This is a genomic window from Streptococcus mitis (assembly GCF_002005545.1).
Taxonomy (GTDB): Bacteria; Bacillota; Bacilli; order Lactobacillales; family Streptococcaceae; genus Streptococcus; species Streptococcus mitis_I.
The window spans coordinates 1,093,742-1,116,905 of the sequence record NZ_LBMT01000001.1 but is presented as its reverse complement, the minus strand read 5'-3'; the positions used below and the strand labels follow the sequence as shown (position 1 = coordinate 1,116,905).

8 protein-coding genes are annotated in these 23,164 nt (G+C 39.6%); 1 reads left to right on the top strand and 7 read right to left on the bottom strand.

Translation table 11 applies throughout. From position 1 onward, the window contains the following. Positions 1-47: 47 nt before the first annotated feature. From QS39_RS05815 to QS39_RS11320, 3 genes are all read right to left on the bottom strand, one after another. The gene (locus tag QS39_RS05815) at positions 48-10,892 is read right to left on the bottom strand and encodes a YSIRK-type signal peptide-containing protein (protein WP_077804897.1); all 10,845 of its coding nucleotides are present in this window, start codon (positions 10,890-10,892) and stop codon (positions 48-50) included. 797 nt (positions 10,893-11,689) lie between these two features. Beyond that, entirely contained in the window at positions 11,690-13,180 is a 1,491-nt protein-coding gene (locus QS39_RS11325; protein ID WP_257617708.1) for an LPXTG cell wall anchor domain-containing protein, read from the bottom strand. A 111-nt stretch (positions 13,181-13,291) separates the two neighbouring features. Next, entirely contained in the window at positions 13,292-20,014 is a 6,723-nt protein-coding gene (locus tag QS39_RS11320; protein WP_257617707.1) for a G5 domain-containing protein, read from the bottom strand. Positions 20,015-20,220: 206 nt separating this feature from the next. On the opposite strand from QS39_RS11320, the gene QS39_RS11315 reads away from it, so the two are divergent. Then, positions 20,221-20,400: a hypothetical protein gene (locus tag QS39_RS11315; protein WP_077804896.1), complete on the top strand. Its 180-nt coding sequence runs from the start codon at positions 20,221-20,223 to the stop codon at positions 20,398-20,400. A gap of 164 nt (positions 20,401-20,564) precedes the next feature. Here QS39_RS11315 and QS39_RS05790 read toward each other — a convergent pair whose 3' ends face one another. The 4 genes from QS39_RS05790 to hprK are packed head-to-tail and all read right to left on the bottom strand — an operon-like array spanning position 20,565 to position 23,076. Continuing rightward, complete coding sequence (locus QS39_RS05790; RefSeq protein ID WP_077804895.1) at positions 20,565-20,960, bottom strand: YtxH domain-containing protein; 396 nt, start codon at positions 20,958-20,960, stop codon at positions 20,565-20,567. A 15-nt stretch (positions 20,961-20,975) separates the two neighbouring features. Next, on the bottom strand, positions 20,976-21,359 hold the full coding sequence (locus QS39_RS05785) for a DUF948 domain-containing protein (protein ID WP_000895040.1): 384 nt from the start codon (positions 21,357-21,359) through the stop codon (positions 20,976-20,978). Then, entirely contained in the window at positions 21,360-22,148 is a 789-nt protein-coding gene (gene lgt, locus QS39_RS05780; RefSeq protein WP_077804894.1) for a prolipoprotein diacylglyceryl transferase, read from the bottom strand. Further along, the gene (gene hprK / locus QS39_RS05775; RefSeq protein ID WP_180375048.1) at positions 22,141-23,076 is read right to left on the bottom strand and encodes an HPr(Ser) kinase/phosphatase; all 936 of its coding nucleotides are present in this window, start codon (positions 23,074-23,076) and stop codon (positions 22,141-22,143) included. The genes lgt and hprK overlap by 8 nt, the downstream gene beginning before the upstream one ends. Positions 23,077-23,164 lie beyond the last annotated feature (88 nt).

Sequence of the window (23,164 nt, the reverse complement as noted above, 5' to 3'; positions counted from 1 at the left end):
TCTAAGAATTAACACAACCCATTTTCAGTTCAATTTAATGACTCATCTTAATTGTTTCGTGTTTCTTCTTCATCGTCTTTCTTCTTTTTAGCAAATAGCAAACCAAATGCTCCAAGAAGAGAGAGAGCACCTAATGCACCTGTAGCACGATCTGCTTTCGTACCAGTATTTGGCAATACTGCTTGATTTTGAGAAGGAGCTACCTGAGCATCAACTGTTTGAGTTGGTTGTTCAGCCTGTTTGGTATCTGGCACAGTAGGTTTTTCTGTTTCAGGTTTACGTTCTGTGTTATCAGTTGGTACTCCAGGTGTTGGTTGTGGTGTGTTATCTCCACCTTGTTGTTCCCCATTACCTTCTGGTTTAGTTGGAGTAACTTTTCTGAAGACATGAGTTACAACATCACCTTCTTCATTAACATCTGTTCTTACAAATACGTAACCTTCAATTTCACCATGTTCAAATGCTTCATTCGCTTCACCTAATACTGCTGGAGCTTTCGCATCTGCTGGCTTCAATTCATTACCTTGTTCATCAATCCATTTAGTGATGATTAACTTAACTTTTGGTAATTCTACTGGATCTGGAAGTTCTCCATTTACTCCACCGTTGAATTCTGGTAATTCAACTGTTGGCGGATCTATTAAGTTCCCGTTTCCATCTGTACTGCTTGTGCCTACTGGATCTGTGTACTCTGGTTGACTTGGAGTTACTTCTGGAATACCGTTTACACCAAAGCCTTCGTTAACTAGGTCTTTTCCTGCGATTGGATGACTGATCTTAGTGCTTGGATCTGTAACTGTTGCAGTTCCATCGTCGCCTACAGTGACAGTCTTACCTGGGTTCTTCGCTTTGACCTTATCTTCCACTTGTTTTTTCTCTTCTGGAGTTAAGTGGGATTTGTCTTGAACAACAACCTTCTCATCTGGTTTCACTGGGGTGAAGCCTTCGTTAACTAGGTCTTTTCCTGCGATTGGGTGACTGATCTTAGTGCTTGGATCGGTAACCGTTGCGGTTCCATCGTCGCCTACTGTGACAGTCTTACCTGGGTTCTTCGCTTTGACCTTATCTTCCACTTGTTTTTTCTCTTCTGGAGTTAAGTGGGATTTGTCTTGAACAACAACCTTCTCATCTGGTTTCACTGGTGTGAAGTCTTGGTTCACTAGGTCTTTTCCTGCGATTGGGTGACTGATCTTAGTGCTTGGATCGGTAACCGTTGCGGTTCCATCGTCCCCTACTGTGACAGTCTTACCTGGGTTCTTCGCTTTGACCTTATCTTCCACTTGTTTTTTCTCTTCTGGAGTTAAGTGGGATTTGTCTTGAACAACAACCTTCTCATCTGGTTTCACTGGTGTGAAGTCTTGGTTCACTAGGTCTTTTCCTGCGATTGGGTGACTGATCTTAGTGCTTGGATCGGTAACCGTTGCGGTTCCATCGTCCCCTACTGTGACAGTCTTACCTGGGTTCTTCGCTTTGACCTTATCTTCCACTTGTTTTTTCTCTTCTGGAGTTAAGTGGGATTTGTCTTGAACAACAACCTTCTCATCTGGTTTCACTGGGGTGAAGTCTTCGTTAACTAGGTCTTTTCCTGCGATTGGGTGACTGATCTTAGTGCTTGGATCGGTAACCGTTGCGGTTCCATCGTCCCCTACTGTGACAGTCTTACCTGGGTTCTTCGCTTTGACCTTATCTTCCACTTGTTTTTTCTCTTCTGGAGTTAAGTGGGATTTGTCTTGAACAACAACCTTCTCATCTGGTTTCACTGGGGTGAAGTCTTGGTTCACTAGGTCTTTTCCTGCGATTGGGTGACTGATCTTAGTGCTTGGATCGGTAACCGTTGCGGTTCCATCGTCCCCTACTGTGACAGTCTTACCTGGGTTCTTCGCTTTGACCTTATCTTCCACTTGTTTTTTCTCTTCTGGAGTTAAGTGGGATTTGTCTTGAACAACAACCTTCTCATCTGGTTTCACTGGTGTGAAGTCTTGGTTCACTAGGTCTTTTCCTGCGATTGGGTGACTGATCTTAGTGCTTGGATCGGTAACCGTTGCGGTTCCATCGTCCCCTACTGTGACAGTCTTACCTGGGTTCTTCGCTTTGACCTTATCTTCCACTTGTTTTTTCTCTTCTGGAGTTAAGTGGGATTTGTCTTGAACAACAACCTTCTCATCTGGTTTCACTGGGGTGAAGCCTTCGTTAACTAGGTCTTTTCCTGCGATTGGGTGACTGATCTTAGTGCTTGGATCGGTAACCGTTGCGGTTCCATCGTCCCCTACTGTGACAGTCTTACCTGGGTTCTTCGCTTTGACCTTATCTTCCACTTGTTTTTTCTCTTCTGGAGTTAAGTGGGATTTGTCTTGAACAACAACCTTCTCATCTGGTTTCACTGGGGTGAAGTCTTCGTTAACTAGGTCTTTTCCTGCGATTGGGTGACTGATCTTAGTGCTTGGATCGGTAACCGTTGCGGTTCCATCGTCGCCTACTGTGACAGTCTTACCTGGGTTCTTCGCTTTGACCTTATCTTCCACTTGTTTTTTCTCTTCTGGAGTTAAGTGGGATTTGTCTTGAACAACAACCTTCTCATCTGGTTTCACTGGTGTGAAGTCTTGGTTCACTAGGTCTTTTCCTGCGATTGGGTGACTGATCTTAGTGCTTGGATCGGTAACCGTTGCGGTTCCATCGTCCCCTACTGTGACAGTCTTACCTGGGTTCTTCGCTTTGACCTTATCTTCCACTTGTTTTTTCTCTTCTGGAGTTAAGTGGGATTTGTCTTGAACAACAACCTTCTCATCTGGTTTCACTGGGGTGAAGTCTTGGTTCACTAGGTCTTTTCCTGCGATTGGGTGACTGATCTTAGTGCTTGGATCGGTAACCGTTGCGGTTCCATCGTCGCCTACAGTGACAGTCTTACCTGGGTTCTTCGCTTTGACCTTATCTTCCACTTGTTTTTTCTCTTCTGGAGTTAAGTGGGATTTGTCTTGAACAACAACCTTCTCATCTGGTTTCACTGGGGTGAAGTCTTCGTTAACTAGGTCTTTTCCTGCGATTGGGTGACTGATCTTAGTGCTTGGATCGGTAACCGTTGCGGTTCCATCGTCCCCTACTGTGACAGTCTTACCTGGGTTCTTCGCTTTGACCTTATCTTCCACTTGTTTTTTCTCTTCTGGAGTTAAGTGGGATTTGTCTTGAACAACAACCTTCTCATCTGGTTTCACTGGTGTGAAGTCTTGGTTCACTAGGTCTTTTCCTGCGATTGGGTGACTGATCTTAGTGCTTGGATCGGTAACCGTTGCGGTTCCATCGTCCCCTACTGTGACAGTCTTACCTGGGTTCTTCGCTTTGACCTTATCTTCCACTTGTTTTTTCTCTTCTGGAGTTAAGTGGGATTTGTCTTGAACAACAACCTTCTCATCTGGTTTCACTGGTGTGAAGTCTTGGTTCACTAGGTCTTTTCCTGCGATTGGGTGACTGATCTTAGTGCTTGGATCGGTAACCGTTGCGGTTCCATCGTCCCCTACTGTGACAGTCTTACCTGGGTTCTTCGCTTTGACCTTATCTTCCACTTGTTTTTTCTCTTCTGGAGTTAAGTGGGATTTGTCTTGAACAACAACCTTCTCATCTGGTTTCACTGGAGTGAAGTCTTCGATAACTAGGTCTTTTCCTGCGATTGGGTGACTGATCTTAGTGCTTGGATCGGTAACCGTGGCGGTTCCATCGTCCCCTACTGTGACAGTCTTACCTGGGTTCTTCGCTTTGACCTTATCTTCCACTTGTTTTTTCTCTTCTGGAGTTAAGTGGGATTTGTCTTGAACAACAACCTTCTCATCTGGTTTCACTGGAGTGAAGTCTTGGTTCACTAGGTCTTTTCCTGCGATTGGGTGACTGATCTTAGTGCTTGGATCGGTAACCGTTGCGGTTCCATCGTCCCCTACTGTGACAGTCTTACCTGGGTTCTTCGCTTTGACCTTATCTTCCACTTGTTTTTTCTCTTCTGGAGTTAAGTGGGATTTGTCTTGAACAACGACCTTCTCATCTGGTTTCACTGGAGTGAAGCCTTCGTTAACTAGGTCTTTTCCTGCGATTGGATGACTGATCTTAGTGCTTGGATCGGTAACCGTTGCGGTTCCATCGTCCCCTACAGTGACAGTCTTACCTGGGTTCTTCGCTTTGACCTTATCTTCCACTTGTTTTTTCTCTTCTGGAGTTAAGTGGGATTTGTCTTGAACAACGACCTTCTCATCTGGTTTCACTGGGGTGAAGTCTTTTGCTTGTGCCGTCACAGTAGTTGGTTCTGATGGATGACTGTCACCTTTCGTAGCTGTTGCTGTTACCTGACTTTTATCTTTTACACCTTCAGCTGGAATAAGGAGTTGCCCTGTACTTGAATCTACTGTTACACCTGCTGGCTTATCTGATGATGACCATGTTCCATTCTTAGCCTTAACTACGGTTACTGTTTTTTGAGCATTTTTCTCATCTGTGTAATTAACAATTACTTTATCAGCATCCCCTGTTGGTGTTACTGTTACTGTTCCATCACTTGGTGCAGTTGCTGTTGGTGGTGTTGGTTTATCTTCCCTAACTTTAACCGTTAATTGTATTTCTCCTGATTCTTTACCTTGACTATCAATTGCTTTGTATTTGACAATATATGTGCCCGGTTTTCTAGAATTGATATCTTTCACATTATTTTGTCCATTTACTGATACAATCTCTGTTCGTACTTTAGTACCACGTGTTGCATCTTTATCATCTTCATAGTCAGCTTTTGTAACTAAAGTCTTAAGATCTATATTTTCTCCGAATTCTACTATTTTTTCATTGCCTGAAACTGCAGATGTAACGGTTGGGGCTTGGTTTGTAACTTGAATTGTTTTCCAATCAACTGCACTTGAATACTTACCTTCTGAAATATTAGCTATTGCTTTAGCAGTTCCTTCTGCAATAGATTCTTTCATCTCAATAGTGATTGTATTCGTAAATGCATCTTTTGTTGTATTCTTAACCTCCCCTAGAGTTGGTTTATTTGAAACCCATGGACTATTAATATTTTCACGTTTTAGGCCTATCTCATGTGCCTTACCTGTTGCTTTATCTGTATAAGATACATAAACCATACCTGCATCGTGTGGGGCTTTTACTACTATATTTTTAGCTCCCGCAAATAGGCTATTTCCTCTCTCTTCAGATGGTTGAATCGTTGTTTCTCCTAATGATACAGCTACATTCACTGGATCACTTTCTACGCCACCTACACTTTGAGTAATAGTCACTTGATCTTGAGGAACCAGCTGTTTTTGATTTAATTGATTACTATTTAGACCTTTGGGAAGACTTACTCTCCATTTTCCATTATCTCCTACTGTAACTTCATTAATTGTTACACCTGGTACTGTTACTTTTATCTTAGCTCCTGGAGCACCTGTACCTGTTAATTCTCTATCTGTTGATGCAACTGTTGGAACTTTGATATTACCATTTGCCTTTATTGTTGTATTGTATGTTGGCACATCCGGTTTTACATTGACTTTAACATCAATTATCTTAGATGGTCTTTTTTGTGTTGCGTCTGGCTGATTCGCCCCTGTTTGAGACATTGGTAATGTAACTTTTACTCTATAGTTCTGTACACCTGGAGTATTTGCTGTAGGAGTTTGTTTATTTCCTTGAGCATTTACCCACTCATAAGTTGTTCCGTCTGGTAAATTATCAGAACCAGTTACCTTAGTTACAGCATCTTTGGCATTTTGTTCTGTTAAAGTAGCACCTTTTGAAACAGTGACTCTTGTGCGATTTGCCTCTACATCAAACACTTCATGAACAACAGTTTCAGTATATTCTAAATTACCTGTTGTGGTTGGACGATTTGTATTTCTACTATAGTCATACTTACCACCAAATTTATAATTCGTAGTTCCTACCGGATCTTTTGCAAGAGCTTCTGTAAATTTATCTCCAGGTTGTGCCACATTATCACTTGCTTTATAAATCCAAGTCATTCCATCAGGAATAGTTCCTCCATTATGATAGTATACAGATGAACCTCCACTACGTGCTGTATCTGGATTTTTAAAATCATAAAGTTTACGAGCAATTGGGAATGTATTTAAAACTTTATAAGTTAAAGTAACTTTTTGAGTTCTATTTTCTCCGAAATTAACAGTCGCTTCTACCGTTTTTGTCTCTTCTTTTCCGCTTCTGATGCTAGCAGTTTCAAGCGCTGCTGTGACAGTTGCGCCTTGTGGTAAATCTTGAAGTGTATTCCCTTCTCGAACTTGAACCAGTTTATTCAATTCAGCCTGTGTCAGAGTTTCCCCACGCACAACATTAATTGTCTGACGTGCCACCAAGTTATATCCAACTTTAAAGAAGCCAAGGCTTGCACCATCGCTAGTATCCTCATGACTCTTGTTACCAGAAGCGTCTGTTGTTTTGGCAAAGACTTCATAAGTCGCTGGGGTAACTTCTTTTTTCAGACGTGTAATAACATCTGTTTTTTCAACTCCATTTTCTACAATGAGCGTTTTAGTGTTACCCGTTTTAACCCACATATTTAATTTGCTACGAACAGTATTAGTAGTAGCATTCGTCGCATCATCTTTATCGTAATTATCTGTTACTTTAACAAGACTAGTAAACGATGTATTTTCAGCTAAACGTGTTGCTTGATTACTTGAAGTTGCTAAAGTATTTGAATTCGAACGGGCTACCTCTGGCTTAATTGGATCAACAGGTACAAAATACAAATTGATAACATTAGTATTATTTTCTAACGTTGTATTGCGTTCCGCTAACAATGCTGCATCTGTCCATTTCGGCATCAAATACAATTTACGTTTTACAATTAACGACGATCCATCTTTCGCTTTCACAACAGGAGTGTTAATGGTAACTGTTCCTGCACCGTTGGATACTGGAATTGTTGTAGTTTCTTTTTCTAAGTTAGTTCCGACGATGTTTCTATCATTAACATCACTACGATTTGTCTCTACTAGTTTATTGGCTGAATTATCGACAGTTCCTCCACCGGCAAAATTATCACGAACAATATCTAATACGTTCACCGGTTTATTGTTGTGATAGAAGAAACCACCTTCATGTTTATAACCGTTTTCTTTTCTTTCACCTGCAACTTTATCAGTACCATTAACAACTGTTAACGAAGGTTGCCTACTAGCATCAGGATTTTTCGGATTTGCTGTAATAGTGTTCAAAATGTCATTAATTGGTAATGGAGTACCTTTTGTTGCATCGAATTTATAAATTAAACTCTTGCCATCTTGGCTCCATTCAAAACCTTTGTCAGTAGGACGATTAGCTAGGATTCCATTATTCTTAAATGTCAAATTATAATCATCACGAATATGAGCATAACGAGTCACTACTCCAGTTGTAGGATTTACTTCTAGCTCTGCTACTTTATTATCTTTATCCACCGCACGAATAACACCAGCGTCCGTAATGGTAATGTCATTTACTGTTTTACCTCTTAAGATGCCGGTTTTGTTAGCTTCAAAAATCGCATTCTTAATGGCTGTTTTTTCTTCTTCGGATAAATTACCTTTTTTTATTTGAACAATTTTATTAGCCGGTTGAGCAAATACACTTCTTCCTGTAACGTTTCTATCTGCACTATTATCCGAAGTTACAGAATAAGCTGTAGCATTTTGTCCCCCGCTAACTTTTACTACTGCGTGAACTGGTTGCCCTTCTCTCAAATTAGCAGTAAAGTCTCCTGCAGATAAAGTGGTTGTACCATTTCTATCTGTCACAGTCTTGCTGGCGACCTTAGTTGTACCTTGATAAAGTTCTACCGTTACATTCGATCCATTTTGCAATTGATCACTTGTTGGCAGATTTCCTACTGTTACACTTGGTCGTGAACTTGCCGTACCATAAAATTGTTCTTGAGCTAGCGTCGGAGTATTTGGCTTAACATTAAACTCGATTGTTTTTTCTAAAAATCCTCTACCAGCTACAGAAGCAGTATCTCCTGTTAATCCTGTTGTAGGATTTGTTGGCAATCCTTTTGTAGAAGTTTTACTATTTGGGAAATAAGCTCTGGCTTTAACATCGTATTTTCCAATCTTGTCAAAGGAAACATGTTCGCTGATTTCATTCCCGTTTAGGTAACGGAATTTCATATCTGCTCCAAAATATCCGTCTCCTTTATTCGTTCCATCTGTTGTTGTTAAGTAATGATTTGGATCCGCACTTCTCTGCTTAAGTCCTAATACATCAGAACGAGTGTTATCATTAATTGGTGTACCACGATCTTCAAACGCTAAATCATATGTTTTAACTTTAAATTTCAGTGTAGATTGATTTCCTTTATCAACATTTCCTGTTGCATCATCTGAAGCTTTCAAGGTAACAACATTAGTTCCTAAATGAGCATCAGTTGCCACTCTTCCTGAAATAGTTGCAGTTGCAGGTTTGGTTTCTGAACCACTATTGGTTGTAAGAGTATTTCCATTATTTAAGTTAACACCTTTAGGTAATCCACTAATATGTTTGATATTAATTTTCCCATTGGCATTGTTGTCGTGCATTTTTAACGGAATATCTAAAGTAGCCCCTCTGAACACTTCAACTTCTGGAGAATTATTTTCAGAACTTCCTAGTACAAAGTCTCTGTTATTTGTTGGGTTTGTCATTTTCACAGTTGGAGGCTGTGTATCACGTTCAGGCGTTGGCGTCACAGGAGCACTAGAATCTGATTCAACGTTTTGTACACTTGTTCTAGCTGTAATGGCTGTAGACGGCAATGCTTTTGATACCTTAATTGTAGCAGTTGTTCCAGTAGTCTTCCCAGTCCCAATAACCGTACCATTACTATATAAGGTCACTGTTGAACCAGTAGGCACTCCATTACCTACATCTACAGTAACCGTTTGCTCAGTCTTCCCTGCTTTTTCATTTACAGAATTTGGGTCAATCACAGGTTGCTTTGGACGCACTTTCAATGTTACATCAGTAGTATTTGAAGTATTATCAGAGTACTGTGCTTTCACTTTATAACGGAATACCCCAGCTGTAGTCGTACTTGGTTTCCCACTTGGCCAACTCCAATGGACATCTGCAGGGAAGTTATTATTTCGTGTTACAAAACCAGCATCCACTGGCCTATCTAGATTTCCAAGAGGTTCATCGACTTTCTTTGTAACCTCTTTACCACTAATAGGGTATTTTGTACTTTGTTTAACAGTCGGTTCTACATGCTCGCTAGCTTCTTTCCCGGATCCGAAAACATAGGATTGGTGTGTTGTCTGACCAAAAGTGCCTGCAACAGCTATAGTAAATGCTTGTCTAACTTCTTCTTCAGTTACACCTGACCTTAATTTTGTTTTTAAATGCATATGAACAGCAGCTGTTTTATCCTCAGTTTTCAGCCCTAATCCATAACTAAAATTTCTGTATTTTCCTTCTAATTTTACAGCCTTTTCTAAATAGGGATCATAGTTATTTCCTTTAAAGATATCCTTCATATCCCTATAATGATCCCCTGAAGCACGGACACCTAAGCTGTAAGAATAGGTGAATCCATTCTGAGTTCTTTCATTATCATTTATAAAGTGATAATTCAGTGTCCTTTCACGATGAAATTTTTCCGGATTTTGAGAGAGTGTTCCACCTTCATTTTGATTATTTCTACGATAGATTTCAAAGGATAAATCTCTTATTGTATCTGGATTATATGCACCACTACTGGCTAAATCTAAGATTTTAGGTTGCAATATGAATCTGTATGTCTGATACCTACTTAAATTAGCCATTGATTTTCCATCATTGTTAAAGAAGATATCATAAACTGCATATTTTACGCCACCAATCGTCTCGATTCGAGCGGTCATATCCACTTTATTTTCTGTAAATCGTCTGTCGTCATTTCTAACAGTTCCATTTCCGTCAGTTGCACGGAATCGTTGGTAACTTAATAGATTATCTTGATTAGTCCAAGTTGAAGATACCGTTGCTGCCCTTTCACCGGTACCTTGCCTCATTCTCTGACCATTACGTGAGTCACGAGCACCTGAACTCAAACGTGTTGTAGCATTTTTAACAGAAATAAACATTCTCTTCACAAGTTTGTTCATTTCTTCAACTTCGTTCAGAGAAACTGTTGTGTTTTCAAGAACTCCTTGAGCCAAGCCCAATAGTTCGTTGGCTTTTTCAAGAACTTCTTTCGTAGTATCATGTTCAGGAACTTCTGAAATTGCTACTTTCAATTGATCAACAGATACTTTCAAAGAATCTTTTTTAGCTGATACAGTTTGATTCTCTTCGCTTGCTCTTACTTCAGAAGAAGATTGGCTCGCTGGTTTTTCAGCCTCAGTTCCAGTATTACTTTCTCGAACCTCACTTGATTCTTTTACCGCATTAGATAAAGTAGCTAAATCAGCAGACAAAAGTTCTTTTAGCTCATTAATATCTTTTTGAACTGCATCAGCTTTATCTAGTAACGTCTGAGCTCTCTGAACTCTTTCTTTTACAGAAGAAAGCACTGAGTCGTCAAGATTTAATTTAGTTGAAAGAAGAGAATTTAATTCTTCAACTACTGTTCTTAACTGACTTTTATCAACCGTATTACTACCATTTTCAACAAGTGCAGTTTCTTTATTTTCTAAAGCATTATTGACTACTTCTGATTTATTTTCAGTAGGTTCCTTAATACCCACAGGCGAGTTGCCCTTATCATTAGGTTGTACTACACCCGCCGTAGATTGTGAACTGCTTCCGCTTACGGTATCTGCGCTAACAACGCGCGCACCTAAAAACATCAGTGCTGCAACAGCAACTGAAGCGGCACCGAAACTATATTTACGAATAGAAAAGCGCAACACCTTTTCACGTTGATGACGCTTTATTCTATTGAGTGAATTTGATTTATTTTCCATTGTCCCTCCTGATGTTAAAACACAAAATCAAATTTAAAAGCAATATTCCCACTGGGAATAAAACAATAAAAACTACTATGATGGATATTTGACATCACAGCTATCACAGCTATCACAGCTATCACAGCTATTACAGCTATTACAGCTATTACAGCTATTACAGCTATTACAGCTATTACAGCTATTACAGCTATTACAGCTAGATTATAACACTTTTAACATATTCAATCAAACAAAATAGTGTAAATATGCCTAATTTCACGAATTTTCAGTAAGTTTCAAGAAAGCGAAATCAAGTTATTTATAATAATTAAAAATAAATATACATAACAATAGATATCCGACCCTTAATTTTAAGATATTCTTCAAATAACTATCATGAATATAAATTTATATTATTTTAAATCAAATTCATAAACTTACGTCTTAGAAACAAATAGATGATAGTTTTAATTAAAAATCCAATCATTGATTCACTATGCCTATCATTTCAAAGTATATCCTTATACAACGATATTTCTTGAATAGGCTATCAACAAAAGTGGAACTTTGATTTCAAATGAGTATAGCGGATTGAAGTTGGAATAGTCCAACACGAATCCTAATTCATTTTTAGAAATTGACCAATCGATTTGCGTACATTTTATTTCAATCCACTATATCTTATTACGAATACTATCTACTTTTCCGAGAATACAAGAACAGCCTTGCACCTCTTGAAATGAGGAACAAGGCTGTTGTTATTTTTTTATTTATTGTCCACTTAACAATGAACCATTCATATTTTGACTACATTTTTAGTCTTCTTTTTTCTTTGCAAGAGCAAGTCCGAGACCACCTAGCATACCAAGAAGTCCTAGAGATGCAAGAGCAGCATTTGATTCTGTTCCTGTATTTGGCAATACATTTTGAGAATCATTTGACTTAGCTCCATTATCATTAGTAGTCTTAGTATCTACCTGATCTGCATTCGGAGCAACTGCATCTGGAACTGAAGTTGTTGGTGCAGCTGTATCTTGACCAGAATTTCCATTAGCATCAGGCATTACTGGCACAACTGGAATTGGAGTTGGAGTTGTTAGCTCAGGTGTATCGTGACCAGAATTTCCATTAGTATCAGGTGTTACTGGAATTGTATTTGTGTTTGAACTTACTTTTCTGAAAATGTGAGTCATTACTGGTTCATTTTCAGCTATCACAGTTCGTACAAATTCATATCCTGGAATTGATCTATGTTCAGCATCCTTTTCATTACCTGTCTTAACAGATTGTTTCAATACATTTCCATCTTCATCAATCCAGCGAACCTCAATCATTAGCTCTGGCAATTCAATTGAAGCCGGTAATACACCATTTTCAAAAATTGTTACCTTAGGTGGATTTTCTACTGGAACTTCCACAGCTGGTTTACCTGGTTCAGTAATCTTACCTGTACCTGGAACTTTACCTTCTGGTAATTCACTGTTTGGTACTTTACCTTTACCGTCTTCACCGATTGTGACTGTGATTGGCTTGTCACCTTTACCTGGGATTTCTACCTTAGTTCCTGGTGGATATGTTGACCCATCTGGTTTCTTCGGTGTCACTGTAACATCACCTGTCTTAGGATTTTGTTCTAACTCTACTTTTGGTTCTTTCGTTATTCCATAAGTTCGAACTGTTGTCGGAGTTACCTTACCTGTTTTTGGATCAACTTCATAGGTAGTGGTATCAATCACATCACGACCTTCAGAATCTTTAGATTGTTCAACCTTAGTTTTCGCACCAACTTTAATAATTGTCTTGCCTGCTGGGGTGACGACTGGATTACCAACGTGTTCTGTGATATGACCGTCCTTTGGATCTACATCGTAAGTGGTTGTTGTAACTGTTTTACCTTTTTCACCCTCAGTACGCTGAACTGGTGTACCGAAGTCTTTTTCAACATCTTTAACGTATTCCACTTCTGGTTCAATCGGGGTTTCTACTACTTTGTCCTTCGCTGCGACTTTAACAATTGTTTCTGTTGGATTTACTACTACTGGTTCTCCTACTCTTTCTGTAATAGCACCTGTAGTAGAATCAACACTATATGTTGTTGTGGTAGTGCGTGAACCTGCTTGTCCTGCTTCTTCCACATTTGGTTGATCTTTGTCGCGTGTATCATCTTTCACATACTTCTTAGGTGATGGGAGTTCAGTTGTTTCTACTTTATCCTTCGCTGCGACTTTGACAATAGTATTAGTTGGTTCTTTCGTACGAACTGGTTGACCTTCACTTGCTGTAATCTTTCCAGTATTAGGATCCACAGTGTAGGTTGTTGTGATAGTGTCTTCACCATCTTCACCTTTAACAGTAGTTGGGGCTGTACCTTTTTCTTTCGTATCATCTTTTTCATAGACAACAGGGGATGGTACAGATCATGTCTCAGTCGTTGGTTCTTTCGTTTTCCCATAAGTTCGAACAGTTGTTGGAGTTCCCTTACCTGTTTTTGGATCAACTTCATAGGTAGTGGTATCAATTACATCGAGACCTTCAGAATCTTTAGATTGTTCAACCTTAGTTTTCGCACCAACTTTAACGATTGTCTTACCAGCCGGGGTTACCACTGGGTTACCAACGTGTTCTGTGATATGACCGTCGTTTGGATCTACATCGTAAGTGGTTGTAGTAACTGTTTTACCTTTAGCTCCTTCAACGCGTTCATTAGGTGTGTCAACTTCTCGTTCACCATCTCTGACGTACTCAACTTCTGGTTCAATCGGGGTTTCTACTACTTTGTCCTTCGCTGCAACTTTGACAATAGTATTAGTTGGTTCTTTCGTACGAACTGGTTGACCTTCACTTGCTGTAATCTTTCCAGTATTAGGATCCACAGTGTAAGTTGTTGTGATAGTGTCTTCACCATCTTCACCTTTAACAGTAGTTGGGGCTGTACCTTTTTCTTTCGTATCATCTTTTTCATAGACAACAGGTGATGGTACTACTCTCTTCTCAACTGTTGGTTCTTTCGTTTTCCCATAAGTTCGAACAGTTGTTGGAGTTACCTTACCTGTTTTTGGATCAACTTCATAGGTAGTGGTATCAATTACATCGAGACCTTCAGAATCTTTAGATTGTTCAACCTTAGTTTTCGCACCAACTTTAACGATTGTCTTACCTGCTGGGCTGACTACTGGGTTGCCAACGTGTCCTGTGATATGACCGTCGTTTGGATCTACATCGTAAGTGGTTGTAGTAACTGTTTTACCTTTAGCTCCTTCAACGCGTTCATTAGGTGTGTCAACTTCTCGTTCACCATCTCTGACGTACTCAACTTCTGGTTCAATCGGGGTTTCTACTACTTTGTCCTTCGCTGCAACTTTGACAATTGTTTCTGTTGGATTCACTACTACTGGTTTTCCTACTCTTTCTGTAGTAGCGCCTGTAGTAGAATCAACACTATATGTTGTTGTGGTAGTGCTTGAACCTGCTTGTCCTGCTTCTTCCACATTCGGTTGATCTTTGTCGCGTGTATCATCTTTCACATACTTCTTAGGTGATGGGAGTTCAGTTGTTTCTACTTTATCCTTCGCTGCGACTTTGACAATAGTATTAGTTGGTTCTTTCGTACGAACTGGTTGACCTTCACTTGCTGTAATCTTTCCAGTATTAGGATCCACAGTGTAAGTTGTTGTGATAGTGTCTTCACCATCTTCACCTTTAACAGTAGTTGGGGCTGTACCTTTTTCTTTCGTATCATCTTTTTCATAGACAACAGGTGATGGTACTACTCTCTTCTCAACTGTTGGTTCTTTCGTTTTCCCATAAGTTCGAACAGTTGTTGGAGTTACCTTACCTGTTTTTGGATCAACTTCATAGGTAGTGGTATCAATTACATCGAGACCTTCAGAATCTTTAGATTGTTCAACCTTAGTTTTCGCACCAACTTTAACGATTGTCTTACCAGCCGGGGTTACCACTGGGTTACCAACGTGTTCTGTGATATGACCGTCGTTTGGATCTACATCGTAAGTGGTTGTAGTAACTGTTTTACCTTTAGCTCCTTCAACGCGTTCATTAGGTGTGTCAACTTCTCGTTCACCATCTCTGACGTACTCAACTTCTGGTTCAATCGGGGTTTCTACTACTTTGTCCTTCGCTGCAACTTTGACAATAGTATTAGTTGGTTCTTTCGTACGAACTGGTTGACCTTCACTTGCTGTAATCTTTCCAGTATTAGGATCCACAGTGTAAGTTGTTGTGATAGTGTCTTCACCATCTTCACCTTTAACAGTAGTTGGGGCTGTACCTTTTTCTTTCGTATCATCTTTTTCATAGACAACAGGTGATGGTACTACTCTCTTCTCAACTGTTGGTTCTTTCGTTTTCCCATAAGTTCGAACAGTTGTTGGAGTTACCTTACCTGTTTTTGGATCAACTTCATAGGTAGTGGTATCAATTACATCGAGACCTTCAGAATCTTTAGATTGTTCAACCTTAGTTTTCGCACCAACTTTAACGATTGTCTTACCTGCTGGGCTGACTACTGGGTTGCCAACGTGTCCTGTGATATGACCGTCGTTTGGATCTACATCGTAAGTGGTTGTAGTAACTGTTTTACCTTTAGCTCCTTCAACGCGTTCATTAGGTGTGTCAACTTCTCGTTCACCATCTCTGACGTACTCAACTTCTGGTTCAATCGGGGTTTCTACTACTTTGTCCTTCGCTGCAACTTTGACAATTGTTTCTGTTGGATTCACTACTACTGGTTTTCCTACTCTTTCTGTAGTAGCGCCTGTAGTAGAATCAACACTATATGTTGTTGTGGTAGTGCTTGAACCTGCTTGTCCTGCTTCTTCCACATTCGGTTGATCTTTGTCGCGTGTATCATCTTTCACATACTTCTTAGGTGATGGGATTTCAGTTGTTTCTACTTTATCCTTCGCTGCGACTTTGACAATAGTATTAGTTGGTTCTTTCGTACGAACTGGTTGACCTTCACTTGCTGTAATCTTTCCAGTATTAGGATCTACTGTGTACGTTGTGGTGATGGTTTCTTCTCCAGGAATTCCTTCTTTTCTAACTGGTTCTAAATCTTTGTCACGACTATCGTCTTTTTCATAGACAACAGGGGATGGTACAGGTCTTATCTCAGTCGTTGGTTCTTTCGTTGTTCCATAAGTTCGAACTGTTGTCGGAGTTACCTTACCTGTTTTTGGATCAACTTCATAGGTAGTGGTATCAATCACATCACGACCTTCAGGATCTTTAGATTGTTCAACCTTAGTTTTCGCACCAACTTTAACAATTGTCTTGCCTGCTGGGGTGACGACTGGATTACCAACGTGTTCTGTGATATGACCGTCGTTTGGATCTACATCGTAAGTGGTTGTAGTAACTGTTTTACCTTTTTCACCCTCAGTACGCTGAGCTGGTGTACCGAAGTCTTTTTCAACATCTTTAACGTATTCCACTTCTGGTTCAATCGGGGTTTCTACGACTTTATCTTTGGCACCAACTTTAACGACTTTTGGTACCATTTCTGTTCTACTAACGATCGGTGTTCCATCCGTTACCGTACCATTAGTTTCATTAACAAGTGTTGAGGTTGTTGTTACTACCTTACCTTCAGATCCATTATTAGTAACCGTATTAGTTCCTACATCTTTGGTTTTATCTGCTTCATACCGTGTTGTTACAGGAATTATTTTGGTTACGACTTTGGATTTAACGCCATTTGGACTGGCAATGTCTTTCCTTACTGTTGGAGTAAGGGCACCGGTACTTGCATTGACTTCGTAGCTTGTTGTCTTCTTAACAACATCATCGCCTTCTTTGAGGTATTCAACCTCATCTTTAGCTGGGACCTTGACCACTGTAGGGGTTGAAGGTTTGATAACTGGTTGACCTTCATGTGGAATGAGGTTGCCATCTATAGGTTTAACTGTATAGGTTGTGGTTACTGTTCTAGTTCCTGGAGTACCAGCTACTGTGATTTTTGCTTCACCTTTAGCTTTTGTCGCGTCTTTTTCATAACGAACACTTGACTCTATTGACGTAACCACAACCTTAGATTTAGCTCCATTTTGTTTGAAGATTTCCTTTTTCTCTGTTGGAGTTAAGGCACCGGTACTTGCATTGACTTCGTAGCTTGTAGTCTTCTTAGCAACATCATCGCCTTCTTTAAGGTATTCAACCTCATCTTTAGCTGGGACCTTGACCACTGTCGGTTTTGATGGGACTACTACTGCCGGTTCTTCATGTGGAATGAGGCTGCCATCTGTCGAATTCACAGCATAAGTGGTAGTTACTGTTTTAGTTCCTGGAGTACCAGCTACTGTGATTTTTGCTTCACCTTTAGCTTTTGTCGCGTCTTTTTCATAACGAACACTTGGCTCTATTGACGTAACCACAACCTTAGATTTAGCTCCATTTTGTTTGAAGATTTCCTTTTTCTCTGTTGGAGTTAAGGCACCGGTACTTGCATTGACTTCGTAGCTTGTAGTCTTCTTAACAACATCATCGCCTTCTTTAAGGTATTCAACCTCATCTTTAGCTGAGACCTTGACCACTGTAGGTTTTGATGGGACTACTACTGCCGGTTCTTCATGTGGAATGAGGCTACCATCTGTCGAATTCACAGTATAAGTGGTAGTTACTGTTCTAGTGCCTGGAGTACCAGCTACTGTGATTTTTGCTTCACCTTTAGCTTTTGTCGCGTCTTTTTCATAACGAACACTTGACTGTATTGGCGTAACCACAACCTTAGATTTAGCTCCATTTTGTTTGAAGATTTCCTTTTTTTCTGTTGGAGTTAAGGCACCGGTACTTGCATTGACCGCGTAAGTTGTAGTCTTCTTAACAACATCATCGCCTTCTTTGAGATATTCAACCGCATCTTTAGCTGAGACCTTGACCACTGTAGGTTTTGATGGGACTACTACTGCCGGTTCTTCATGTGGAATGAGGCTACCATCTGTCGAATTCACAGTATAAGTGGTAGTTACTGTTCTAGTGCCTGGAGTACCAGCTACTGTGATTTTTGCTTCACCTTTAGCTTTTGTCGCGTCTTTTTCATAACGAACACTTGACTGTATTGGCGTAACCACAACCTTAGATTTAGCTCCATTTTGTTTGAAGATTTCCTTTTTTTCTGTTGGAGTTAAGGCACCGGTACTTGCATTGACCGCGTAAGTTGTAGTCTTCTTAACCACATCATCGCCTTCTTTGAGATATTCAACCGCATCTTTAGCTGGGACTTTGACCACTGTCGGTTTTGATGGGACTACTACTGCCGGTTCTTCATAGGGAATGAGGCTACCATCTGTCGGATTAACAGTATAAGTGGTAGTTACTGTTTTAGTTCCTGGAGTACCAGCTACTGTGATTTTTGCTTCACCTTTAGCTTTTGTCGCGTCTTTTTCATAACGAACACTTGAATCTATTGGCGTAACCACAACCTTAGATTTAGCACCATCTTTCTTGAACACTTCGTCAAGTGTATTTTTAGTAATCTGTCCTGTATCAGGATCTTTCATACTCACAGTTGTTGACTTAATGATGTCGTCTCCGCGTTTACTATATACAGCTGTTTCTCCAACTTTTTCTACAGATTTAACTGTTGTAATTTTTTTATCTTGATAACCTGTCCCATCTAAAGAAATTCGTTTCCCAGATATAAACTCTGATCGTCTATTAATCATATCGGCTTCAAAATAAGAACGTGAACTATGACCTCCACTGGTTCGTCCAACATTTATAACAACATCACTATCATTGCTGACACCTTTTCTTATCGTCGAATCATTATCAACAATATAATGAGTCATTTTCCCAGACTTAGCTATTTTTTTGCTATCTAAACCTTTTTGCCAAAATTCACGACCAGAAACCAAACTCGTCACTACTTTTGGGGCATTAAATGTTGTTCCTTTTTTTAATACATTATTATAAAAGTTTCTATAAGCCAACTGTTCTTTAGGAGACATGACTCTGCTGTCAGAATATGCCAACTCATAGGCTTCAACCATTGCCCGTTGTACTAAATATCCTCCTAAAGAATGACCTGTTAAATAAAGATTGGTAATGCTCTTATCTTTAGCTAGTTCGCGCATGATATTTTCTGCATCTATCCCCTGTTGAGGATTTCTTCCTGTTCCCAGAGTGATATCTGCTTTAATATCTTTCACATCACTTGTTCCACGAAAGGCTAACACTTGTGCAGTCCCATTTGGTAAATATGAGAAATCACTCTTAGTTTCATACAAGACAGCATCTAGTCCGCTAGATGTATGATAACTTTTCTTCCTTTCCCAATAAGGTCCCAATTCCTTATTCATCATCATATATTCGTAACGTGGTTTACTGTCACCATTCTTTTTATATAACTCTGATTCTGTTAAGGGTTTCTTATGATCCAGCACTCTATCAATATAATTATCATCACGGTAGGACAATTCCATGAACATAATCATATCGCGCTCACTTACATTCCATTTTAATTTTTCATCTGGCTTTTCTTTACTATCAATAATGCCATCCCCATCAGTATCCTCTAACATCGGATGACTATTGTATCCTACATACTTTTTCCCATTTTTTTCATAAATGTAAACTTCATCTTTATCTTTTAAGTAATCATTATCTGTAAAGCCTTCAGGAGTTAAAGTAGGACCATTAACTAACAAGCTATCAATTTTATTGCCTTCTGAAGCAATGATTCCAGCTTTTATTTGTTTAGCATACTCATCAGTTAATTCATACTTTTTAACCTCGGAAGGATTTGATGCTGCTCTCACCGCTGGAGTGCTTGATCTGTCTTCACCCGCCACGAAATCCCTTGTGGTCAAGCTATTATTTTCCTTATCCCCAGATCTCACGGGTTCTGTAGTCCTTGTAGATCCTATTGGAGTATCTTTTGGGGCTCTGGAAAGATCGCCTCGATTTTCTGGTGAATTTTGAACCTCTTGTTTTTTCTCCACAGTAGGGGTCGAATTCTCCCTTTCAGAGTTAGCCCCTATCTCTGTTGCCAAATTATTTTCCGTAGAAGCAAGCACTCCCTGAGATGGTGTAAACAAGGCAATTCCTATTAATACAGAAGCCACTCCAATAGAAAACTTTCGAATCGAAAAACGTTGACGTTTATTAAAAATATCTTTCATTTTACCAACTTTCTTTCTAACTATTTTTTACAAAATAGAGGGTTCTAATATTTTGCCTTGACAGAAAACTAGATCATTTCTTGACTAAAATTTTAGAGCTTTTCCTCTACTTGATTATAAGCTACTACATTGATTTCTAATCATAAAAAAAATAGATCGCTTAATATTACTAAAATATCAGTAAAATATAAAAAATGTAATACTCAATGAAAATCAAAGATCAAACTAGGAAACTAGCCGCAGGCTGCTCAAAACACTGTTTTGAGGTTGTAGATAAGACTGATGAAATCAGTAACCATATCTACGGCAAGGCGACGTTGACGCGGTTTGAAGAGATTTTCGAAGAGTATAAATATTTCACTTCCAACACTGCCATTATACCATAAAAAATCATAACACTCATGTGTTTTAAAAAAGGTTTGTCAAAAAGTTTTCAAAATCAAAAAACGCATAATATCAGGACATGAAAACCTTAATACTATGCGTTTTATTCTGGGAAAATCTACTTCATTTTCTCCGAGAATTGAGTTTTTGCCCAGTCTCATCAAATCTAGATTTTTTCTTCTTTGATATCAATCACAATTTCTTCTGATTGGTCAAGAGTTTCGGCCTTTTCTTGCCATTGCTCCTTGAGATTATTGAATTGATTTTTTGATGCTTCTGTCGCTTGGCGAGCACATGATTTGGCTTGAGCAAGGACACTGTCCACAGTGATTTCTCCTGCCTCAACCTGTTCTTTGGTTTTCAGAACAAAATCTGTAGCCTGATCCTTAACTTCTGTCAGTTTTTCACAGACCTGCTCCTTGACATACTCAGGATCTTCTCTCAAATCATCTAGAAAATCTTGAGCCTGACTGCAAACTTGTTTGCCCTTGTCGCTTGTTAAAAACAAGGCAAGAGCTGCACCTGAAACGGTTCCTAAAAGGATTGAGGATAATTTACCCATAAGGATTCTCCTTTTTTATTTTTTGAAAAATTTACTTGCAAGACGAAGAGCTGACAGACTTGCACCAGTCTTGAGTGTTTTTGAACCTGCTGATGAAGCTTTCTTGCTCAAGACACGCGCATGGTCATTGAGGTCTGAAACAGATAGAGATAAATCTGCAACTGCACTAAAGAGTGGATCAATCGTTGCTACCTTGACATTGATATCATCTGCCAAGACATTGACCTTAGCCAGCAATTCATTGGTGTGATGCAAGGTCACATCCACATCTGAAGTCAAGGTTTTAATCGTCTTCTCTGTTTCATCGATAACACGTCCAAGCTTTTGTACAGTAATGATTAGATAGACTAAAAAGACAATCAAAGCAAGGGCTACAAGAATATATGCAACTTCTAACATTTAGTTTTCCTCCTCTGTAACATAGTAAGGGGCCTTCTTTCGATTTTGATAAAGAATGATAAAAATACCGAGACCGATAAGGACAACTGATAGCCATTGAGACACTCGAAGGCCAAAGAACATGAGGCTATCTGTTCGCATGCCTTCGATGACCATGCGACCAAAACCATACCAAATCAAGTAGAAAGCAGTGATATGACCTCGTCTGAGACTCTTCCATTTTCGTCTAAAAATCAGAATCAAGGCAAATCCAAGTAGATTCCATAGGGACTCATAAAGGAAGGTCGGTTGACGGTAGCTCCCATCAATATACATCTGGTCACGGATAAAGGCAGGTAGATAATCCAGATTATCCACTGCTGCACCATAGGCTTCTTGGTTAAAGAAATTGCCCCAGCGTCCCAAACTTTGGGCTATCATGACACTAGGCGCTGCAATATCTAGAAAATCCCAAGTATTAATAAGTTTACGATCAGCAAAGATATAAAGTACAATAGCCCCAGTTATTAAACCACCATAGATGGCCAAACCACCATTCCAAATGGCAAAAATCTCTCCTAAATTCTGACTATAGTAATCAAGACGAAAAATGACATAGTAGAGACGAGCTCCTAAAATAGCCAGAGGAAAGGCTACCAAGATAAAATCTAAAATATCGTCTGGTATGATCTTCTTTCTAGGCGCTTCTTTCATGGTCAAATAAACCGCAAGAATTAAGCCTGTCACAATACACAAGGCATACCAACGAATGGCTAGAGGACCTAGATGAATAGCAATTGGATCAAGCATTAGGCACCTCGTTTTGAGCAATAAGATTTGTCAAACGTTCTTCGAACAAACGCGTCGCATCAAAGCCCATTTCCTTAGCACGATAATTCATGGCAGCAGCCTCAATCACGACAGAGATATTACGACCTGTTTTAACTGGGATGCGGATACGAGGAATGGCTACGCCAGAAATTTCTATTTCCTCTGCATTGTTTCCCAGACGATCAAAGGTTTTATGTGTATCGTAATTTTCCAAATAAACAGCTAGCTGGACTTGTGAAGAGTCCTTGACAGCACTGGCACCGTAGAGGCTCATGACATCGATAATCCCAACCCCACGAATTTCAATCAGGTGTCTCAAGATTTCAGCCGGTTCACCCCAAAGAGTAATTTCATCCTTGGCAAAGATATCGACACGGTCATCAGCTACTAAGCGGTGACCACGTTTGACAAGCTCTAGACCTGTCTCACTCTTACCGATTCCACTATCTCCCTGAATCAAGACACCCATACCATAAATATCCATCAAGACACCGTGTACACTGGTCCGTTCTGCCAAACGAGAATCCAGATAACTAGATAATTCTCCAGACAAACGACTAGTAGCTGTACGGCTAGTTAAAATGGCAATCTTACATTCTCTAGCAGCTTTTAACATCTCCTCTGGAACCACCAAACCACGGGCAACAATGACCGCTGGTGTCTCAGGTAGAAACATTTTTTTCAAAACTTCATAACGGCTGTTAGAAGGCATACTGACCAAATAGGACCACTCCTTCATTCCCAAAAGTTGGATCCGCTCTGGCGTATAGTAGTCAAAATACCCCGTCATTTCAAGACCAGGTCGTGTTATGTCCGCTGTATTGATTTCCTTTTCAAGCAATTCTGGTTCGCCATAGACAATGTCTAGTCTAAGCTTTTCAATCACTTCTTTTACTAAAACCGACATCATTTCCTCCTTCAATCGAGTTCTTTTTACTATTATATCAAATTGTGGGAGGAAGTTTCAGATTTTTGCAGGCTTTGGAGTATTTATT

Coding starts and splice junctions, on each gene's coding strand:
- QS39_RS05790 (WP_077804895.1), bottom strand. CDS start 20,960: ATGGGTAAATTATCCTCAATCCTTTTAGGAACCGTTTCAGGTGCAGCT.
- hprK (WP_180375048.1), bottom strand. CDS start 23,076: ATGTCGGTTTTAGTAAAAGAAGTGATTGAAAAGCTTAGACTAGACATT.
- lgt (WP_077804894.1), bottom strand. CDS start 22,148: ATGCTTGATCCAATTGCTATTCATCTAGGTCCTCTAGCCATTCGTTGG.
- QS39_RS11320 (WP_257617707.1), bottom strand. CDS start 20,014: ATGAAAGATATTTTTAATAAACGTCAACGTTTTTCGATTCGAAAGTTT.
- QS39_RS05785 (WP_000895040.1), bottom strand. CDS start 21,359: ATGTTAGAAGTTGCATATATTCTTGTAGCCCTTGCTTTGATTGTCTTT.
- QS39_RS05815 (WP_077804897.1), bottom strand. CDS start 10,892: ATGGAAAATAAATCAAATTCACTCAATAGAATAAAGCGTCATCAACGT.
- QS39_RS11315 (WP_077804896.1), top strand. CDS start 20,221: ATGAAAATCAAAGATCAAACTAGGAAACTAGCCGCAGGCTGCTCAAAA.